Raw genomic sequence first — 16,413 nt, 5'->3', positions numbered from 1 at the left:
CCTAGCCGGTGACCGGGTATCGCCGGTCGAGTTGCAGGTTGAGTTGCAGGACGTTGACGCTGGGTTCGCCGAAGAAGCCGAGTGCGCGCCCGGTGCGGTACTGGGCCAGCACCTCCCGGACCTGATCCGGGCTGATGTGGCGGGCCCTGGCCACCCGCGGCACCTGAAGGTCGGCGTAGCCGACCGAGATGTCCGGGTCCAGTCCGCTGGCGCTGGTGGTCACTGCATCGGCCGGCACGACGGGGCTGGCGGGCGCGGCGCCGCGGATCGGCACGATCTGGCCGATGGAGTAGTCCTCGCCGGCCTTCGCGCACTCCACCCGCACTCCTTCATAGCTGGCGAGGAACGGTGCCGCGGTTTTCTGGCACGGCTCGTTGACGCTGACCACCCGGGTGGGGTGCAGGACGGCACCGCGGGCGTCGCGCGGACCGATCACCGACAGCACCGCCCCGACACCGTCGCCGGTGCAGAACGGACGCAGCGCGGCGTCCGGCCCCAGACCCTCGGTCCGGGCCACGGCCACGCTGCGTGAGCACACCTGTGTCAGCAGGCTGGGCTTGAAACCGTCTTCGGTAGCGGCGAGGGTGTCCACGATGCTCTCCGGTCCCAGGTTGCTCGCACCGGTCGACAGCGGATCGTAGCCGGCGCCGGCCGCCGACGGACGGCTCTGGAAGTACTGCGGCAGCGGGTTGCCGCGCGAGTCGGTGAACAGCTGACCGATCAGCCGGCTGCCCACCGGCTTGCCGCCGGCACTGACGATCGACCCCTCAGCCTTGTCGTGCAGCCCGGGGAGCTGCGCGACAAGCCAGATGAACAACGGGTAGGCCAGGCCGGTGATCACGGTCAGCACCAGCAGAGCGCGGGCCGCGGCCCAGTGGACGCGCAAAAAAGAGGAGAGCTTCATGTCAGGACATCCCCGGGACGAATTGGACGATCAGGTCAATCAGCTTGATTCCGATGAACGGCGCGATGATGCCCCCGAGTCCGTAGACATAGAGGTTGCGGCTCAACAGTTTCGAGGCGCTGCTCGGGGTGTAGCGCACACCGCGCAACGACAGCGGGATCAGCGCCACGATGATGATCGCGTTGAAGATCACCGCCGACAGGATGGCCGATTCCGGGCTGTGCAGCCGCATCACGTTCAGCAGGTCCAGGCCGGGGAACAGGGTGACGAACATCGCCGGGATGATCGCGAAGTATTTGGCGATGTCGTTGGCGATGGAGAATGTCGTCAGTGCGCCCCTGGTGATCAGCAGTTGCTTGCCGATTTCGACGATCTCGATCAGCTTTGTGGGGTCGGAGTCGAGATCGACCATGTTGCCGGCCTCCTTGGCGGCCGACGTGCCGGTGTTCATGGCCACCCCCACGTCGGCCTGGGCCAGCGCCGGCGCGTCGTTGGTGCCGTCACCGGTCATCGCGACCAGCTTGCCGCCCTCCTGCTCCCGCTTGATCAACGCGAGCTTGTCTTCCGGCGTCGCTTCGGCGAGAAAGTCGTCGACTCCGGCCTCGTCGGCAATCGCTTTGGCGGTCAACGGGTTATCGCCGGTGATCATCACCGTGCGGATGCCCATCCGGCGCATCTCGTCGAAACGCTCGCGCATGCCCTGCTTGACGACGTCTTTGAGGTGGATGACTCCGAGTACCGCCGATTCGCCGCCACGGCATTCGCCGACGACCAGCGGTGTACCCCCGCCTGCTGACACGCCGTCGACAATCACGCCGAGCTGACTGGGCACCTTACCGCCCTGTGCGCGCACCCATTCCGCGACCGAGCTGGCCGCGCCCTTGCGCAACTGGTGACCGTCGACGTCGACGCCGGACATGCGCGTCGAGGCGGAGAACGGTACCCACTGGGCGTGCGTGAGTTCACCCGGCGTGCGTGCGCGTAAGCCGAAGCGCTCCTTGGCGAACACGACGACCGAACGGCCCTCGGGTGTTTCGTCCGCGAGGCTGGACAGCTGCGCGGCGTCCGCCAACTCTTCCGGCGAGACTCCGTCGACCGGGATGAAGGCGGCGGCCTGCCGGTTGCCCAGGGTGATGGTGCCGGTCTTGTCCAACAGCAAGGTGTTGACGTCTCCGGCGGCCTCGACCGCGCGTCCGGACATCGCCAGCACGTTGCGCTGCACCAGCCGGTCCATGCCGGCGATGCCGATGGCGGACAGCAGCGCGCCGATCGTCGTGGGGATCAGGCACACCAGCAGTGACACCATCACGATGCCCGTGACACCACTTCCATTGAGCGCCTGTGTATCTGGCACACCGGGGTTGTCGGCCTTCGAGTAGATCGCCAGCGGCTGCAGGGTTGCGACGGCGAAGACGAAGATGATCGTCAACGCGGCCAACAGAATGTTGAGCGCGATCTCGTTCGGCGTCTTCTGCCGGTTGGCGCCCTCCACGAGCGCGATCATGCGGTCGATGAAGCTTTCGCCGGGCTTCTGGGTGATTCTGACGATGATGCGGTCGCTCAGTACGGTGGTGCCGCCGGTGACCGCTGAACGGTCGCCGCCGGACTCCCGGATCACCGGCGCTGACTCACCGGTGATCGCCGATTCATCCACGGAGGCAATGCCTTCCACGACGTCGCCGTCGCCCGGGATCACCTGGCCGGCCTCGACGACCACGATGTCACCCTGCTGCAACAACGGGGCGGCGACTTCCTCCTCGACCAGCGGCCGGCCGGGTGCCCAGCCGGGTAGGCGCCGCGCCATGGTCTGGGTTTTGGCCTTGCGCAGGGTTTCGGCTTGTGCCTTGCCGCGGCCTTCGGCGACCGCTTCGGCCAGGTTGGCGAACAGCACCGTGAGCCACAGCCATGCCACGATCAACCAGGCGAACCAACTCGGGCCGGTGATCGCCAGAACGGTCGCCCAGACGGCGCCGATCTCGACGATGAACATGACGGGGTTTCGCCACAGCGTGCGCGGGTCGAGTTTGCTCAGCGCCTGCGGTGCCGACTTCCACAGCATCGCAGGGTCAAGCATGCCGCCAGGTAGCCGCTTGGTGGTCGCGGTCATCAGTGGATTCCTTCAGCGAGGGGCCCGAGCGCGAGCATGGGCAGGAACGTGAGCGCCACCAGGATCAACGTGACGCCGGCGACCATTCCGACGAACTGCGGCCGATGGGTGGGCAGCGTGCCCGCCGACTCCGGGGTGGTGCCCTGTTTCGCCAGGGAGCCCGCCAGGGCCAGCACGATGACGATGGGCAGGAACCTGCCGAAGAGCATGGCCAGGCCCAGAGCGGTGTTGTACCAGTCGGTATTGACGCTGAGCCCGGCGAACGCCGACCCGTTGTTGTTGGCCGCCGAGGTGAACGCGTACAGGATCTCGGACAGCCCGTGCGGCCCGCCGTTGAGCATGCCGGCCCGTTCGCCCGGTAGCGCCATCGCTATGGCGGTGCCGGTCAGCACGATCAGCGGTGTCACCAGGAAATAGCTTGCCGCCAGCTTGATTTCGCGCGGATTGATCTTCTTGCCGAGGTACTCCGGGGTGCGGCCCACCATCAGTCCGGCGACGAAGACGGTGATCAGCGCGAGGATGAGCATGCCGTAGAGGCCCGAACCGGTGCCGCCGGGAGCGACCTCCCCGAGCTGCATGTTGAACATGGTCATCATGCCGCCGAGGCTGGTGTAGGAGTCGTGGAACGAATCGACGGCGCCGGTGGAGGTGAGTGTGGTGGCATCGGCGAACACGGCCGAGTCCGCGACGCCGAACCGCTGCTCGACGCCTTCGGTAGCCGCTCCGATCGCGCTGGGTACGGTGCCGTGGTGTTGCAGCTGGAACCACATCATCAGCGACACGCTGATGCCGGCCAGCGTCGTCATGACGGCCGCGATCGCGTAGCCCTGCTTTTTGCTGCCGACCATGCGCCCGAACGTGCGCGGCAGCGAGAAGCTGATCACCAGCAGCAGGAAGATTTCCAGCCAGTTCGTCCACGCGGTGGGGTTCTCGAACGGGTGCGAGGAGTTGGCGTTGTAGAAGCCACCGCCGTTGGTGCCCAGTTCTTTGATGACTTCCTGACTTGCCACCGGGCCACCGGTGATCGTCTGCTGGGCGCCGCCCAGGGTGGTGACCACCTGGTCGTGCAGGTGGAAGTTCTGGATCGCCCCGCCCGCGATGAGCACAATGGCGCCGACCACGGCGATGGGGAGCAGAATCCGCAAGGTGCCGCGCACCAGGTCCACCCAGAAGTTGCCCAGTTCGCCGGTGCGCTTACGGGCGAACCCGCGCACCAGGGCAATCGCCACCGCCATACCGACGGCCGCCGAGACGAAATTCTGTACCGTCAGGCCCGCCATCTGGACCAGGTGACCCTGCGTCGACTCGCCGGAGTAGGCCTGCCAGTTGGTGTTGGTGACGAAACTGACCGCGGTATTCCATGCCAGCCCGGGTGTCATCTTCGTGGCGGGGTCGTGCAGGTTTAGCGGTAACCCGCCCTGAACCATTTGGAAGGTGAACAGAAAAAGGATGCTGATCGAGGAGAACGCCAGCACGCTGCGCGCGTAGGCGCCCCAGGTCTGCTCCGAGCGGGCATCGACACCGATGAGGCGGTAGATCAGCGACTCGACCCGTGCGTCCTTCTCGGAGGAGTAGACCCGGTACATGTAGTCACCGAACGGTACGTGCACCAGTGCCAGCGCAGCGATCAGGGCGGCGAGGAAGATGATCCCCGCTGTCATCGTGCTCACTAGAACCTCTCCGGAAACAGCAGCGCGGCAACGAGAAACAGCGCAAGCAGGCCCGCCAGCACCAGGCCGACGATGTTCTGGTAGCTCATAGTCGTTCGACCAACTTCTGCACCATGCCCAGCACGGCGAATACAGCCAGTGTGAGCACGACAAATGCCAGCACGCCCATCATGTCTCCGTTCGGAGCTTGTCCCGTATACGAGATGGTCTCGTCAAGTCAGCCTTCGAGCGGCGCACTCGGAGGCAAGGTCAGGGTGACGCTAACCGGCGCTGCCCAGCTAGGGCCTTTGGTTGACGCTTTCCTAACGATCTCGAGGCGCGCCTTTACGGAATATTTACGGCCCCGCATTGACCTCTGTGGCGACGGTCACCGGGAGGGTCTGCCGGTGCCGTTCGACGGCGTCGAGACGGCAAAATTTCGTAAAGTTTTGCCGTTTGCACGTATAGATGCTGTGCGGAATCGAGTGCTCATCGCATGCCCGGCGTACACCAGGGGGATGCACATCACGCGGCACCGAGTCGCCGAACAGATTCCGCCACAACCGATCGGCGACACAACCCCAGCATTGCCGGCCGGGTCGCGCCTACCCGATGGCAGCCGTTCCTGGGGCTCATTCGACGCGGTCGTCGGCCAGTACGGCGTCCGTCACTATCGCCTGAGGATCTACCCACCCGGGACTGGTGTCGATGATCGATGCGCCGCGCGCCTGTGGCAGTGCTGGCCGATAGGTGGCGCGACGCTCGTCGTGTTGGCGGAGATGCTGCTCGGTGATGTGGTGGCGTCGATTGGTGTCGTGTTCGTATTCGCTGCGGGCATCTACCTGGCCGCTGGTGCGCTTCTGTTCCTTCGTGGCGGCCCGGCCCGCGTTCCGGTCAGATCCATGACAGTCGTTCTGATGCCCAGAACCGCTGACGTGCAAGCGTTGTGCCGCTACACCTACTGGCGGGCGCTTGTCGACATGCTGACCGATGCCGACCACCGGTTGGTGGCCGGCGATATTTCTGCTGTGCGACACGAGGCGATCTGGCGAGAGGCCTACAACCGCCTGGCGGAGTGGTCAAGCTCGCGAAACAGCGGCGTGCGGCCCTAGGAGGTGGTCGCGCGGGGCCTGGTAATCATCGGGATCCGCACGCGAAAGACCGTCTCGCCGTTAGCGGATTCGGCGCAGACCGTGCCGCCGTGCGCCTTGACGATCGAATTGACGATCGCCAGGCCCAGGCCGTGGCCGGCACCGTTGGAGCGGGCCTTGTCGGCACGAACGAATCGCTCGAACAGCCTGGGCAGCACATCGGGATCGATGTCGGGTCCATCGTCGGTGACCGTCAATTCGACGTACGGCGCGCTCAGGCCGTCCGGTCCCGCCGAGTAATGGCAGGTGATGCCCGTGGTGACCGTGACGTCCGGGGGAGTGTGTACCCACGCGTTGGTGAGCAAGTTGCTGACCGCCTGGTGGAGACGGGCGTGGTCTCCGTTGACCCACACCGGTTGCTCCGGCAGCTTCTTGACCCACTGATGCGTCGGCGCCGCCACCGCCGCGTCGTTGACCGCGTTCACCACCAGGTTGGTGAAGTCCAGGTCCTCGGTTTGCAGGTCCTGCCCTTCACCGAGGCGGGACAGCAGCAGCAATTCGTCCACCAGCGAGGCCATGCGCCGCGCTTCGGACTCGATGCGCGCCAGGGCGTATTCGGTGGTCGGGGGCAGCGCTGAAGAATCCTGACGGGTCAGTTCGGCATAACCCTGAATCGCCGCCAACGGCGTGCGCAGTTCGTGGCTCGCGTCGGTGATGAATTGGCGCATTCGCAAATCGGATTCGACGCGGTGTGCCAGCGCGCTGTCGACGTTGTCGAGCAGTTTGTTCAGGGTGTGCCCGACGATCCCGACCTCGTTGTCCGGGTCGGTGTCTTCCGGGCGGACCCGCACGCTGATCTTGTGATCCTCGTCGGCGAGCGGCATGGCGGCGACCTCCGCGGCCGTGGCGGCGACCCGGCTCAGCGGGCGCAGGGCGTAGCCGACCACCCAGGCCGTCAGCGCGGCCGTGATCACCAGCGCGGTGGCAACTAGTGCGGTGGTGGTGAGTTGCTTGCGGGCGATGATCTGGTCGGCGAGGCTCAGCGACACCCCGACCACCAGGCGATCGGACCCGGCGGTGCGGCTGTCGACCTGGTGCGGGCCGAGGCTGCCCAGGTTCTCGATGCGGGACGGGCCATCGGTCCAAGACTGCGCTTCGATGGCGCGGACGACATCGGGCGGTGCGGGCCTCGGTTCATACTCCGAAAAGACTGCCGAGGCAACGACTTTCCCATCGCGGACGACCGCGATCAGGTTTCCGGGTGTCTGCCCGGTGAACTCCAGCAGGGCCTGGGAGACCGGCGGTATGCCGCGATGAATCGAGGTGTGCTCGCCGTTGCGGTATCTGGCGTAGGCGTGGGTGAATGCGTGCATCGACTCGGCGACTTCGGCGTCGTTCATCGCGGTGACATAGCCCCTCAGGGTCAGCACCGAGACGGCACCGACGGCGACCAACACGAGCGTCACCACCGTTAGAACGCCCAGCAGCAGCTGCCGTCGCAGGGAACGGGGGAGCCACCGCGGGATGTGGCGGTCCCCCGTCATGCCAGGCTCATTCCGGTGGTCGGAGCATGTATCCAATGCCACGAACGGTGTGGATCATCGGCTCTCTATCGGCGTCGATCTTCTTCCTCAAGTACGAAATGTACAGGTCGACGATGCTGGTGCGCCCGGCGAAGTCGTAGTTCCACACGCGGTCGAGGATCTCGGTGCGGCTCAGTGCGCGTCGCGGGTTGCGCATCAGGAACCGCAGCAGCTCGAACTCGGTCGACGACAGCGACATCGGGGTGCCGCCGCGGGTGACCTCCCGGCTGGCCGCGTCCAGTTTGAGGTCGCCCACCTTCAGAGACTCGTCGGCGGGCGGGGCCAGATGACTCGACCGGCGCAGCAGCCCGCGCAGCCGGGCCACCAACTCCTCGAGGCTGAACGGCTTGGTCATGTAGTCGTCCGCGCCGGCGGTGAGGCCGGTGACCCGGTCCATGACGGAGTCGCGCGCGGTGAGGAACAGCGTGGGGGTGTACGACTCGGATTCGCGGACTCGCTGCAGGATCTGCAGACCGTCCACGTCCGGCAGCATAATGTCGAGGACCAACACGTCGGGGTTGATCCGGTCGAACTTGGCGATGGCCTCGCGCCCGTTGTGCGCAATCTCGACGTCCCAGCCCTCGTAGTGCAGGGCCATTTTGACCAGATTGGTCAGGGCCGGTTCGTCGTCGACCAGCAACACCCGAATTGGTGAGCCGTCAGCCCGGTTAATCCGGGGCAGCTGGCCCAGGATCGCTTGTCGTGGACGTTGGCTGCGCGCGTATCCCTGCATTGCCGTCATATTGGACCATTCTTTCAACCACACATATGGTTGTCACGGCGTTCATAGACTTCTCAAATGTAATGACATTAGTTGACGGTTCCCTTGCGGCGGTCACAGGGGGCCGGCTAACGCCGTGGCCCGTGCCGCGGTATGTGGTGGTTTTCGCCAATAACGCTGGCATGCAGAAGCTTTGGTTGCCGCGGCGCGCGAGGTGAAGTCAAGGGCGGCAATCGCCGGCAAGTAACGGGAGCATCGATCGCCAGCGCGACAGACCTGTGTCGATTGCTGGGCGGAACGTGGAGTCAGCGGCTTCCTGAAACCCGGGTGCGCCGGCCGGTCCGCGGGTGCGGTGACAGGCACCTTGACCCGCGTCCGGCTAGGAGCCGATCGTGATCGGCGCTCGCGACGACGCCTGCTGGCAAACTCGAGGCCCGACGGGCAAGCGCCGGGAAAACAACGTGGCCGCACACCGATGGTGTGCGGCCACGCCGTCGATCAGGCGTATGTCAGGCCCAGCTGGACCCGACGGCGCTGTCGGTCTGCGCCATGTTGCTGCCGGCTGACTGAACCTTCTGGCCGTGGGCGTTGGCCTGCTCGTAGATCACCTGGAAGTTGCGGCCCAACTGGGCGATGAACTCCTGGCAAGCCACCGAACCGGCGCCGCCCCAGAAGTCACCGGCAGCCAGCACATCGCGAACGATGGCCTGGTGCTCGGCCTCCAAGTTGGCGGCCTGGGCGCGAATCAGCGCACCGTGGGCGTCGACGTCGCCGAACTGGTAATTGATCGTCATTTTCCAAAGTCCCTTTCTTGGCTGCTGAAGTCTTAGCTGCTGAGGATCTGCTGCGAGGCCTGCTCTTGCTGCTCGTAGTTGTTCGCGTCGCGGATCAGTCCGTCACGAACGCCGTGCAGCATGTTGACGATGTTGCGGAACGCCGTGTTCATCTGGCCCATGGTGTCCAGCGAGGTGGCCGAGGCCAGACCGCTCCAGCCCGCACCCGAGATGTTCTGCGAGGACGCCCACATGCGGCGGGCCTCGTCCTCGACGGTCTGGGCGTGGGTCTCGAAACGGCCCGCCATGTCGCGCATCGCGTGCGGGTCGGTCATGAAACGTGTTGTCATATTTCGTCTCCTATCTCGAATGTGATCGTGCGTTAGCTTGCCGTCCAGCGGTAGAGATTACGGGTCGGCGGCAGATTACTGGCCTAAACGAGTGACTTGTCCCCCCCTTTTTTCTGGCGTCACACAACGACCTGTTTGGGCATAACGATCGGCCTGAACCCGTACCGCGGGCCCGCGGCCGCGCCGGCGCCCTTGGCGGCCGCCGCCATGCCGGGCATGCCGGCCATCATTCCGGGTGCAGCGGCTTCCTCGGGGACAGTCCACCCGCTGCCCGCCAGCGCCGTTCCAGCAGCCTCGGCTGCCGGGGCGGCACCGGCCCAGCTGGCCGGCACCGACAGGCTGCCGACGAGAGAGGCCTCGCCCAGGCTGGCTGCCGCACCGGCGGCCCCCACCTCGCTGGCCAGTCCAGCCGCGGCGCCCTCGGCCGCGGCTGCCGCCGGAACTGCCGCCTCCGCGGCAGCCGCCGCGATGTTGGCGTCAATGGTGTGAGCGGCGAAGATGCCGTTCGGGATGGCGGCGAACATGAACCACGACGCCGTGACACCGATCTGCTGGATGCCGTTGAAGATGAACGGCGTACCGAGGAAGCCGTCCAGCGCAGTGAGGAACTCCTGAACCGGGACCGGCAAGGCGTTCCACAGGCCGGTCCCGATCGACGAGGTGCCTAGCGCGAGGTTGCTGAGCTCGGACTGCAGGCCGGTGACGATGTCGCCCAGGGACGCAGCGGGGCCGACCGCCTGGGCAGCCGACACGGCGGCGGCCTGGGCGGCCGCACCGCCGGGGTTGGTGCTCGGCGTCGCCGGAGTTATTGGGTCAAGAACCGCCGCTGCCGCTGCGCTGGCCTGGTAGGTGGTCATCGCGACGACGTCCTGGACCCACATCTCCATGTACTGCGCCTCGGTCGCCATGATCGCGGGCGTGTTGATACCCAGGAAGTTTGTGGCGACGAGCGCGGCCAGCAGAGCCCTGTTGGCCGCGATCACCGGCGGGGGCACCGTCGCGGTGAATGCCGCTTCGTAGGCGGCTGCGGACGCGGCGGCCTGGATACCCGCCTGCTCCAAGGCCGTTGCGGTGGTGGTCAACCATTGCACATTCTGCTGAGCGGCAGCGGCCGCTGATGTCGATCCGGCGCCGGTCCACTGCTCGGTGGTGAGTGTCGTAATGATCGACTCGTACTGGGCAGCTGCCGTGCTCACCTCCGCGGCCAGGTTGTTGTAGGCCGCGGCAGCAGCCATCAGCGGTCCGGCTCCCGCGCCGCTGTACATGAGCCCGGAGTTGATCTCGGGGGGAAAACCTGCGTAAGACATTTGCTATCCCGTTTCTGTCGGCTTGTTGGTGGTCGCTGGTGGGTGCGTCGGCTTAGACGGCCGTCAGCTTGGGCATGACGATGGGTTTCACGCCGTAGCGCGGTGCGCCGAAACCTGCACTGTTGCGCGCGGCCGAGGCCAGGCCCGGGACGCCGGGGTAGATGCCGCCGGCCGCGGCCGCGGGAGCAGCCGAGATGCCGGCACTGGACAGCGCGGAAGGTGCGGTGCTGGACACCAGGGTCGCTCCGGCGGCCCAGCTCGGTGGGGCCGACATCGCCCCGACCAGCGTGGAGCTGCCGACGCTGGCAGCGACGGGGCCGACGGCGCCACCAGCGCCCGTCAGGCCGCCCTCGATCGCGGCGCCCTCGATGGCCGCGTCGGCCGCGATGTCCTCGGGGACACCGAAGCCTTCTGGGAACAGGCCACCGCTGGTCAGGCCCAACATGTTCGACGAGGCCGAGGCGAAGTTGCCGATTTCGTAGCTCGCGATGTTGGCCATGTTGCTCGACGGGTTCAGCGGCTGACCGCCGAAGCTGGTAACCGGACCGCCTAGCAGTGTGGCGACCTGGGTGATGAAGTCGTCGACCGGGGAAGAGGCTGCCGGTGCGGCGGCCGCGGCGGACGCGGCGTCAGTCAAGGTAGCCGCGGCCGCGTTCGCCGCCTCGGACGACTCGTAGGTCCCACTGCTCAGCCCCAGCGTCTGCACAAACTGCTCTTGCAAGGCCTGGGCTTCCGCGGCGATCTGCTGGTAGAGCGCGCCATAAGCGGTGAAGATGCCCGATTGCATGATGGAGACCTGGTCAGCGGCGGCGGGAGCTATCGCGGTGGTCGGGGCCGCGGCACCTGCGTTCTGCGCCGCAAGGCTACTGGTGATCGCTCCGAGCTGCGCCGCCGCGGCGGCCAATTCTGCGGGCACTGCTGTCAGAAATGACATCTATTGCTCCTTTGGTGTGAAAGACATGACGACCGTTGAAATCCCCTGGTCGTCCCTGTGTGTTTGCGTACCGGCCCCTGTGCGTTGGCGTAACGCTAACTAGCCCGGGCTCCACAGTTATGGTCGAAAAGCGCAGGGTGACGGACGTTTACGGCTTCTTAACGAGGGCGCTCGCAGTTTTAACAAGCTCTTGGCGGGCGATACGGCCGTGTCATCTTGCCGAGGGGGTCCGGCGGCCTCGGTGGGCGCGCGGCGCGCGATCTTACATAGAAAGGGGTTGTCGCGCACGCTAGCGTTTCGGGGGTATGCAGCGTCCCGGATCTGGCCTGCGCACGCTAGATTCGCCACTGTTTGTCGTGCAAGCCCCCATAGCCCAATTGGCAGAGGCAGCGGACTTAAAATCCGCCCAGTGTCGGTTCGAGTCCGACTGGGGGCACGAGAAAAGTACTGTTCAGGCGAGTTTTTCGTCGGACGTGACTCACCGCAGAGCGAGATTCGTCCGGAGATCGTCCTCAGCAGTTTCTGCGGCAGCGTCGGAAGCGTCCGCGATACTGCCCAGGTCGTCGGGAAAGAGGTGGCCGTAGCGGTCCAATGCCAGAGTGGCCGTCTTGTGGCCCAGCCGCTGTTCGTTTGACCTCTTTGCTCGAATGACTTAGTGAGGGATTTCGTCCAGGCCATTGGCGGCCAGTGTTGCGGTCATCGCCGCCACGACGCGGTCTGCGGACCAATCATCGGGGGCCGAGATGAGCGTTCCTGCGGCTAGCCCAAAAGAGGCCAGACCCTCCTCTAGATGGTTGAGTGTTCCAACCTCCGCGTTGACCCAGGTTCGGTAACCAACGGGGATCCTCCATCCGCCTCGACGAGCTGTTCGATTCACTAGCGGGTCGGACAGACTCAGGGTCAGCGGTTTCCATGTTTCGGCCACAGCCGCGCACAATGTGTCACCAACTGGCCCCGTCACGCCGCCGGACACCAGCTCGCGCAGATCGACGGTCAAGGAATGCAGCGGAATGCGCCTGCCCGTCGATTGCGAACCCGCTGAGACCTGGACGTGGAGCCCGATTTGCTGGCTGATACCTGACACTGTGAACAGATAGCCACTCTCGGGTTCCTTGTTTCCGAATGTGCCGACCGTAACGTGTCTCTCCACAACGCCGATCAGCGCATTCAACGGCCCTTCCCAGCGTTCATGCTGGGGCGTTTCCCACCCGGAAATTTCCAACGCCGCCCCCAACTCGACAAGCAAGGTGTCTGTACGACGAGCAATCCATTCTGTGGACTCGCCGGCTGCAACCCAGACCGCGCGCAGTGACGACCGAGCCGCCCAAATTGGCCTAACGAGCGAAGGTTGGCTCACAACTTCGGAGCGTAAATGATGGTCCCGTCGTACAACCCGTTGCTATCGAACAACTCTCGGAGTGCCGCAGCGCCGTGGGGGTCCGAGTCCAGGGCCGTGATGTTGCCGTATTCGCGCCCGCCATGGCATGACGGTCCCGTTGGAAGTCATGGGTGCTCACGTAGGGGCGATCGGCGTGATCAGCAACGCGGGGATGGAGATGTCAGCCCTGATTGTTCTTGCAGTACCAGTAGCCCTTCATGCAGGTGCTGTAGTCGTCGGCTGGGATGTAGGGGTTGCCCCAGACGTCTTCCTTTCGGTGCATGGCCAGACAGGTGTCTCGCTCCGACTCGCAGGACGAGATCGACTCCGGCTCCAACGGAAGTCCGAATGCCGTCAGCCCTGCAGACTCCACGCAACCCGGCGGCTCGGCCGCCGCGATACCCGATGGGACGGCCATGCCGATCCCGAACGCAATGATCCCGGACACAGCAGCCGCGGCGACCGTGGACTTTGACACGAACTTTGCGGACATGTTCCTCCCTCGATTTGCCGTGCACCGCCCAAGCTAACGATGAGACCCACTCGGCAAATAGGGACATTGGTCCCTATCTGCGGGAAGCCTCAGAGACGGCGAACGTGTGGCCCTTGTCTGCAAGAAGATTGGTATTTGCGACGTCGTCGGCGATGACGTAGCGGACACGAGGGTCGGCGGCTCGATTCCGATGACCAAAACCGTTGCGTTGCAAAGCGAAAGAATGGTGATTAATGCCTCGAGTCGACGATTCGGGGCACCAGCGTCTGCTGCACCCACGGCGGCGCAGCCCCGGCGGATCAGGCGACCGGCCCCATCCGGCCCAGTCGCCGCTGCCGGATTTCAGCCAATTATGCTGTAGCGTAATAACTTTCGGCTGACCGTCACTACCGCCCAGCAAGGCCGGGGATGTAGGTGACGTGGTTGCTGGCCGTGTTGTTACTTCCCGACGTCGGCGCAGGTGTGTTCGTCCGGCAGCAGCGGCCGCATCGCGATCTGCCATAGTCCATTGCCTGAATGCCATGGCGCGCTGCGGCTCGTCCCGGCCGCCGACGCGTCCACGGCGCGAAGGTCGTCGCCGGCCACGACGAGGCACCGGGCCGACGGAGCGGGCCAGTCTGTCGGCGTGCCGACCGTGGCCAGGTCGCCGAGCGGCCACGTCGCCGCAGGCGCGGACGTCGAGGCCGGTGCCGGTCCGAGCACCCACACCGACACGCCCGCCGGTGTGTAGGTGTGCGGAGCGCCGGCACCGGCGATGCGCTCCGGATGCTCGAGCAGGTCGATGAAGCGCGAAACGCGCTCACGCGCGGCGACGGTGGCGGCGTCGAGATCGGAAACGGGATACCCCAGCGCGCGTACCAGCACGTTGTGGCGCTTGCCGTCGGTGACGGCGAGAATGCGGGTGTTGACGGCATCGAAGATTTTCGGAGCGCCGAAGTCTGGTGAGTCGGCGAGGAGTCCGGCGTTGTTCGCCTCCGTGAGCAGGTTCTGCAGGGTGGCTTCGGGGATTCGTCGATCCTCCAACGTGACGAGTGCCGGGTTGTCGGTCGCTCCGGCGACCTGCCGGAGGTAGTGGCCGTCCCCCGAGATCCACACGCGGGGCAGCGTGTCGCCGACGCGCACGACGGGCAGCACCAGCCCGCCGCCGCGGGAGACTTCGATCACCACTTCGTCGGCGCCACCGGGGTGGGTGAATTGCCGGCTCGTCGTAGTGGCGGGGTGGTCGTTACCGGCATGGGTGCAACTCGCGATCACCACCATGGCAACGGCCAGAATCGCGCCCGCAGCGGGCTGAAGGCGGCGACGACCGCACCCGCCTTGAATGCAAACGTGACGATTTCCCAGCATGGCGAAGATTCCTAGGGTCCGGTGCCGGATGAGACGATCTTGCCGCCGGACACCGTCCAGAAGGTCTGGAGCTGCCCGCTGCCCGCAGGGAACGGCGTGTTGTACAGGGCCGCGAATTGCAGCTGGTACTCGTGATCGCCGACGGCCTTGATGTCGAGCACACGAACGCAGCTGATGTGCTCGGCCATCCCGGCTGCGAACGCCTGCTGGGACCCCCACTCGGACTGGAGCTTGCTGCCGAGAAGGTTCCACGCCGTCGGGTAGTCCTTGCCGTTGATCGCCGTGAAATAGCTGACGAGCGTCTTCTCGTCGGAGGTCGTGGGGCTGAAGGATGCATGCGGCGATCCGCAGCCCGACTCGGCCGGGGGCGTGCCCGTCGTCGAGGTACGACCTTCGACCAGGGCGACGTAGGTGACGATCCAGTTCCGAGGACCCTGGGGCACCAACTCGACGACGAAGATCGCATTGTTCGACATGGTGCAGGCGTAACCCTGGATGTTCGGCGGCAGCAGCCCCTTATTGCCTTCTTCGCAATGGTCGATCCGCAAGGTGCGGGCGAAATCGTCAGTCAGGCGCCACAAGTAGTCAAGAACCGGGATTGAACCGCACATGCCGGCGCCCGCCCGGTCGTTGTTGCGTCGGAAGGCGAGCAGTCGATTCACCGCGCCCTCGTACGTGTCGGCGCAGAGTCCGGCGCCTCCGCCCGTGCCGGACCCGCCGGTGGTCGTTCCGCCGCCGTCGTGTGGTCTGTCCAGGTCGCCGTCCGTTCCGGCGGGCCGGTCGAACCAACCGCCGGTCACGGTGTCCAGGAGGACGAAGATATCGATGTTGATGGTGAGGTCGTTGTTGACCACGACCGTCCGGTTCAGGGCGAATCCCGGCCAGGTCTGCCCCCGGTAGCGCACATCACCTTCGATCGCCGCGGCGGGTGTGAGCGGGTTGCCGCACATGCAGCGGACCCGGGGAGTCCCGTGCTTATCGACCAGTACGGCGGTGCCTGCTTGGAGCACCGATTGAAACGCGCTGGCCGTTCCGTTCACGAAGCCGTGGTTGGTGACCCGGGTGTCTTGGCGTAGCACCACGGGGGTGAGGCTGCGCAGATAGTCCGGTATCTGGCTGGGGGTGATGCCGAGGACGGAAGCGAAGGCGGCGGCCTTGTCGGGGTTGGCCTGAAGGAAGGCGATCTGCTTCTCGCGGTCACAGGACGCCTCGCTGAGGGTGCCGCCATAGAGGCCGACGGTGTTTCCGGCGACTGTCCCGACGACCGTCCGGCCTCCGGTGGGTGTCGTTCCGGCGCTGGTCGGGGTGGTCCCTGTCGTCCCTGTCGTCCCTGCCGACCCGGTCGCTGCGGCGGTCGAGTCCGTGAACGGATTGGCGCCGGTCGAGGTCGCGGACTCGAGGAAGAGCTCACCGGACTGGCGGGAGGAACGGGTGAAGTACAGCGTGATCACGGCGGCGAGACCGACGATGAGTATCAGCGCAACCGCGAAGAGAAGCCGGGTTCGGCGCGTGTGCCGACCCGACGCGTCATCGGCGGTCTGCGCGGAGGGCCCTGGGGGCGCGGTTTCTGCGCTGGGCGCAGGGGACGGGGCCGGGGGCTCAGCCGAGGGGGTTTCGCCCAACGCATGCCCGCAGTTCGCGCAGAACTGCGCGTCAGGCTGGTGCGGAGTACCGCAGGAGGAACAGAAACGATCCGTCACACAGGCCGAAGGTAAGCATTGATCAGTCGGGTTAATAGAGACCAAGGTCATCTGAAAGCCCGTGCCCGTCCCCCGG

15 protein-coding genes, 1 tRNA gene and 1 pseudogene are annotated in these 16,413 nt (G+C 65.7%); 2 read left to right on the top strand and 15 right to left on the bottom strand.

All coding sequences use genetic code 11. From position 1 onward, the window contains the following. Window position 1 precedes the first annotated feature (1 nt). From QXK92_RS23945 to kdpF, 4 genes are read right to left on the bottom strand one after another with little or no spacing between them, the layout of a single operon-like run. Window positions 2-904, bottom strand: coding sequence for a potassium-transporting ATPase subunit C (locus QXK92_RS23945; protein WP_306245740.1), 903 nt, complete (start codon window positions 902-904; stop codon window positions 2-4). A 1-nt stretch (window position 905) separates the two neighbouring features. Next, a complete protein-coding gene (gene kdpB / locus QXK92_RS23940; protein WP_306245739.1) occupies window positions 906-3,011 on the bottom strand; it encodes a potassium-transporting ATPase subunit KdpB in 2,106 nt (701 codons plus the stop codon). After that, a complete protein-coding gene (gene kdpA, locus QXK92_RS23935) occupies window positions 3,011-4,681 on the bottom strand; it encodes a potassium-transporting ATPase subunit KdpA (protein WP_306245738.1) in 1,671 nt (556 codons plus the stop codon). The genes kdpB and kdpA overlap by 1 nt, the downstream gene beginning before the upstream one ends. Continuing rightward, a complete protein-coding gene (gene kdpF / locus QXK92_RS23930; protein WP_306245737.1) occupies window positions 4,681-4,770 on the bottom strand; it encodes a K(+)-transporting ATPase subunit F in 90 nt (29 codons plus the stop codon). Before kdpF ends, kdpA begins: the two co-directional genes overlap by 1 nt. 297 nt (window positions 4,771-5,067) lie before the next feature. Here kdpF and QXK92_RS23925 point away from each other — a divergent pair, with 297 nt between their 5' ends. Further along, the gene (locus tag QXK92_RS23925; protein ID WP_306245736.1) at window positions 5,068-5,772 is read left to right on the top strand and encodes a DUF6611 family protein; all 705 of its coding nucleotides are present in this window, start codon (window positions 5,068-5,070) and stop codon (window positions 5,770-5,772) included. Here QXK92_RS23925 and QXK92_RS23920 read toward each other — a convergent pair. The 6 genes from QXK92_RS23920 to QXK92_RS23895 form a co-directional block, all read right to left on the bottom strand. After that, entirely contained in the window at window positions 5,769-7,295 is a 1,527-nt protein-coding gene (locus tag QXK92_RS23920; protein WP_306245735.1) for a cell wall metabolism sensor histidine kinase WalK, read from the bottom strand. The two genes, QXK92_RS23925 and QXK92_RS23920, sit on opposite strands and share 4 nt — an antisense overlap. Window positions 7,296-7,302: 7 nt before the next feature. Further along, complete coding sequence (locus tag QXK92_RS23915) at window positions 7,303-8,076, bottom strand: response regulator transcription factor (protein ID WP_055581208.1); 774 nt, start codon at window positions 8,074-8,076, stop codon at window positions 7,303-7,305. A 488-nt stretch (window positions 8,077-8,564) separates the two neighbouring features. Continuing rightward, window positions 8,565-8,849, bottom strand: a complete 285-nt coding sequence (locus tag QXK92_RS23910) for a WXG100 family type VII secretion target (RefSeq protein ID WP_055579135.1) — start codon at window positions 8,847-8,849, stop codon at window positions 8,565-8,567. A gap of 32 nt (window positions 8,850-8,881) precedes the next feature. Beyond that, window positions 8,882-9,178, bottom strand: coding sequence for a WXG100 family type VII secretion target (locus QXK92_RS23905; protein ID WP_055581207.1), 297 nt, complete (start codon window positions 9,176-9,178; stop codon window positions 8,882-8,884). 119 nt (window positions 9,179-9,297) lie between these two features. Then, complete coding sequence (locus QXK92_RS23900) at window positions 9,298-10,485, bottom strand: PPE family protein (protein WP_306245734.1); 1,188 nt, start codon at window positions 10,483-10,485, stop codon at window positions 9,298-9,300. A 52-nt stretch (window positions 10,486-10,537) separates the two neighbouring features. Next, window positions 10,538-11,419: a PE domain-containing protein gene (locus tag QXK92_RS23895; protein WP_306245733.1), complete on the bottom strand. Its 882-nt coding sequence runs from the start codon at window positions 11,417-11,419 to the stop codon at window positions 10,538-10,540. Between the two features lie 362 nt (window positions 11,420-11,781). Here QXK92_RS23895 and QXK92_RS23890 point away from each other — a divergent pair. Next, a tRNA-Leu gene (locus tag QXK92_RS23890) sits at window positions 11,782-11,855 on the top strand. A 216-nt stretch (window positions 11,856-12,071) separates the two neighbouring features. Here the strand turns inward: QXK92_RS23890 and QXK92_RS23885 are convergent. From QXK92_RS23885 to QXK92_RS34145, 5 genes and pseudogenes are all read right to left on the bottom strand, one after another. Next, on the bottom strand, window positions 12,072-12,776 hold the full coding sequence (locus QXK92_RS23885; protein WP_306245732.1) for a hypothetical protein: 705 nt from the start codon (window positions 12,774-12,776) through the stop codon (window positions 12,072-12,074). A gap of 202 nt (window positions 12,777-12,978) precedes the next feature. After that, window positions 12,979-13,290 carry a hypothetical protein gene (locus tag QXK92_RS23880; RefSeq protein WP_306245731.1) on the bottom strand — a complete coding sequence of 104 codons (312 nt, stop codon included), beginning with the start codon at window positions 13,288-13,290 and terminating at the stop codon, window positions 12,979-12,981. A gap of 438 nt (window positions 13,291-13,728) precedes the next feature. Next, window positions 13,729-14,550: a hypothetical protein gene (locus tag QXK92_RS23875; RefSeq protein ID WP_306245730.1), complete on the bottom strand. Its 822-nt coding sequence runs from the start codon at window positions 14,548-14,550 to the stop codon at window positions 13,729-13,731. 98 nt (window positions 14,551-14,648) lie between these two features. Further along, the gene (locus tag QXK92_RS23870) at window positions 14,649-16,088 is read right to left on the bottom strand and encodes a DUF6777 domain-containing protein (protein WP_306245729.1); all 1,440 of its coding nucleotides are present in this window, start codon (window positions 16,086-16,088) and stop codon (window positions 14,649-14,651) included. Between the two features lie 174 nt (window positions 16,089-16,262). Then, window positions 16,263-16,388: pseudogene (locus QXK92_RS34145) on the bottom strand (zinc-ribbon domain-containing protein); the annotation flags it as partial. Window positions 16,389-16,413 lie beyond the last annotated feature (25 nt).

Source organism: Mycobacterium sp. TY815 (assembly GCF_030755135.1).
GTDB lineage: Bacteria > Actinomycetota > Actinomycetes > Mycobacteriales > Mycobacteriaceae > Mycobacterium.
The sequence above is the reverse complement of the archived record's forward strand: the minus strand, read 5'-3'. Positions and strand labels throughout refer to the sequence as shown.

What these genes read in the sequence shown, in the direction of transcription:
- QXK92_RS23945 (WP_306245740.1), bottom strand. Translation starts at nt 904, where the DNA reads ATGAAGCTCTCCTCTTTTTTGCGCGTCCACTGGGCCGCGGCCCGCGCT.
- kdpB (WP_306245739.1), bottom strand. Translation starts at nt 3,011, where the DNA reads ATGACCGCGACCACCAAGCGGCTACCTGGCGGCATGCTTGACCCTGCG.
- kdpF (WP_306245737.1), bottom strand. Translation starts at nt 4,770, where the DNA reads ATGAGCTACCAGAACATCGTCGGCCTGGTGCTGGCGGGCCTGCTTGCG.
- QXK92_RS23920 (WP_306245735.1), bottom strand. Translation starts at nt 7,295, where the DNA reads ATGACGGGGGACCGCCACATCCCGCGGTGGCTCCCCCGTTCCCTGCGA.
- QXK92_RS23915 (WP_055581208.1), bottom strand. Translation starts at nt 8,076, where the DNA reads ATGACGGCAATGCAGGGATACGCGCGCAGCCAACGTCCACGACAAGCG.
- QXK92_RS23910 (WP_055579135.1), bottom strand. Translation starts at nt 8,849, where the DNA reads ATGACGATCAATTACCAGTTCGGCGACGTCGACGCCCACGGTGCGCTG.
- QXK92_RS23905 (WP_055581207.1), bottom strand. Translation starts at nt 9,178, where the DNA reads ATGACAACACGTTTCATGACCGACCCGCACGCGATGCGCGACATGGCG.
- QXK92_RS23900 (WP_306245734.1), bottom strand. Translation starts at nt 10,485, where the DNA reads ATGTCTTACGCAGGTTTTCCCCCCGAGATCAACTCCGGGCTCATGTAC.
- QXK92_RS23895 (WP_306245733.1), bottom strand. Translation starts at nt 11,419, where the DNA reads ATGTCATTTCTGACAGCAGTGCCCGCAGAATTGGCCGCCGCGGCGGCG.
- QXK92_RS23880 (WP_306245731.1), bottom strand. Translation starts at nt 13,290, where the DNA reads ATGTCCGCAAAGTTCGTGTCAAAGTCCACGGTCGCCGCGGCTGCTGTG.
- QXK92_RS23875 (WP_306245730.1), bottom strand. Translation starts at nt 14,550, where the DNA reads ATGGTGGTGATCGCGAGTTGCACCCATGCCGGTAACGACCACCCCGCC.